Here is a 2,303-nt window from a genome sequence, read left to right on the forward strand (position 1 = left end):
GTCGGTGACGGAGATCCGCAGCATCCCCTCCGTGTGATGGAGATCGACCCAGATCCGGTCGGCACCGGAGTGCTTGACGGCGTTGGTGAGCACCTCGCTGACCGCGAAGTAGGCGGCCGACTCGACCGGAGCGTCCGCACGCCCGCCCCCGAGATCCGCGCTCACCTCGGTGGCCACCGGCATCCGCAGCGCCAACGCCCGTACCGCGTCCGCGAGTCCACGCTCCGCGAGCACCGGCGGATGAATACCGCGCACGAGATCCCGCAGCTCGCCCAAGGCCTCGGCGGAGGACTGCCGGGCCCGGGCCAGCAACTCCTTGGCCTTCGCCGGATTCTTCTCGACGAGCGCCTCGATCGTCCCGAGATCCATCCCCATCGCCACCAGCCGCGCCTGCGCACCGTCGTGCAGGTCGCGCTCGATCCGCCGCAGTTCGGCGGCCGACCCGTCCACCGCGTCCCGTCGCGTCTCGGTCAACACCCGCACCCGCTCGGCGAGTTCACCCTGCCCCGGGGCGAGCAGGGAACGCGTCAGCAGAAAGTGGACGCGCAGGAGCGGAGGGGTGAGGAAGTAGGAGGCGACGAGGATCGCCACGCCCAGCAGCCCGGCGAGCAGCGCGCTGCCCTGCCCGCCCACCGGCACGAACCCGTACCACCACCCGACATACGTCCCGTCCGTGAACACCCGCCACAACCCGAAGGCCAGGGCGAACCCCTCCAGCGGATAGAACACCAGGGCGGCGGGCACCAACGCGGTGACGAACCCGGCGGTCATGTCGACGGGCAGCCACCGGAGATCCCGCCAGGTCGCGGGATCCCCGAGCATCCGGAAGGTCCGGGTCCAGGGCCGCGCCCCCTCCGGCACCGCCCGATACACCGACGGAATCCGCACCCCGCACCACTGCGCCCCGAACACCCGCCGCCGATCCGCGTGCGCCCGTACACCGGCCAGCACCCAGGGGGTGGTGATCAGACCGAGGCCCAGAGGGACGGCCACGAGGGACAGGATCGTGAGGACGAAGAGGGCGAGCGACCCACCGAGGGAGATCAGGGCGAGGGCGAGCGCGCGCAACCCGTCCGTGAGAACGGCACGGGCCCGTCTGCTCTCGCTGTTCGTGTCCATGCGGTCAGTCTCACCGAGCGGGCCGACGAGGTCACGGGGCCGGGCCACCATGAAGGGGGTGTCGCTACCCCCACCTGCTTTCTGTGGGGGTGCGGCAAACACATCACCACTCCAGCGGAACCCCGAGTACCTTCGCCTCGACAGCGGGGTCGAGCCCCACCGCCGGCCGACCGACCCGCTCCGGAACAGACCCCCCGATGCCGCGCAACCACTCCCACGTATCGGCCACCGTCTCCTCCACGGAACGGCAGCTCAGCCCGGTCGCCAGCGCCCGAGACACATCCGCCCGGTACAACGCGTCGTACCCCTCACTACCGGGCGGCACCCACACCGGCAACTGGGTCCACGGCTCGATCCCCGCCCCGAGCACGACCTCCGGCGAGGTCCACCGCAACTCGGCCGCCCCACCGGTCACCGCCACACACGCGTCCAGAAACGCCCCCATCGTCGCGTGCCCCTGTGCGGACATCAGATTGAACGGCCCGCTCAACTCCCGCTCCACAGAGCCGAGAAGCCACTCCGCGAGGTCCCGCACATCGACGTACTGAAGCGCGAGCTCCCGCGGCCCCGGCGCCAGCACGGGACCGCCACGAGCGACCCGCCCGAGCCACCACGGCAACCGCCCGACGTTCTCGTACGGCCCGAGGATCATCCCGGCCCGCGCGAACAGGGACCGCTCCGACCCGAACGCGCCGAGCGCGGCCAGCTCCCCGCCCCGCTTGTCGCGCGCGTAGTCCGTCTTGTCGGCGTCGGGCTCGGCCCCCTCGACGAGGGGCGCGTCCTCGGTGTACCCGGATGTGGACGTCGACGGTACGGCCGTCGCCAACATGTCCGTAGCCCCACACCGTGGTGACCAGCTGGTCGCGGGTGTGCACCCGGCCCGGATGCGCGACGAGATGGGCGAGCAGCTCGAACTCCAGGTACGTCAGGTCGAGTTCCGCGCCGCCCAACTGCGCGGTGCGCTGCACGGTGTCGATGCGGACGAGCGGTTCGGCCTCGTCCGGGAGGGGCGTGACCGGGTTGGTCCGGGCGAGGTGCGGGCTGTCGGCCGGGATGAGGACCAGGTACCCGACCATCGGCGGCTGCCCCGGCAGGGTGGGCAGCGTGTGCGGGGGCGCGGGCAGCCAGGTGGCACCCGGCGGCAGGAACTCCGCCACGTCGATCACCTCGTCCCGGTCCACGGC

Annotated in this window: 1 protein-coding gene and 2 pseudogenes; all 3 read right to left on the bottom strand. The window is 71.9% G+C overall.

Translation table 11 applies throughout. From position 1 onward, the window contains the following. Positions 1 to 1,119, bottom strand: a 1,119-nt coding sequence (locus JHN63_RS51370) for a sensor domain-containing protein (protein ID WP_200691987.1), incomplete at its 3' end; no start/stop codon positions are given. 103 nt (positions 1,120 to 1,222) lie between these two features. Continuing rightward, a pseudogene (locus tag JHN63_RS51375) lies at positions 1,223 to 1,915 on the bottom strand (reductase); the annotation flags it as partial. After that, positions 1,914 to 2,303: pseudogene (locus JHN63_RS51380) on the bottom strand (winged helix-turn-helix domain-containing protein); the annotation flags it as partial. The pseudogenes JHN63_RS51380 and JHN63_RS51375, both read right to left, overlap by 2 nt.

The sequence above is a fragment of the Streptomyces sp. MBT65 genome (assembly GCF_016612545.1).
Taxonomy (GTDB): domain Bacteria; phylum Actinomycetota; class Actinomycetes; order Streptomycetales; family Streptomycetaceae; genus Streptomyces.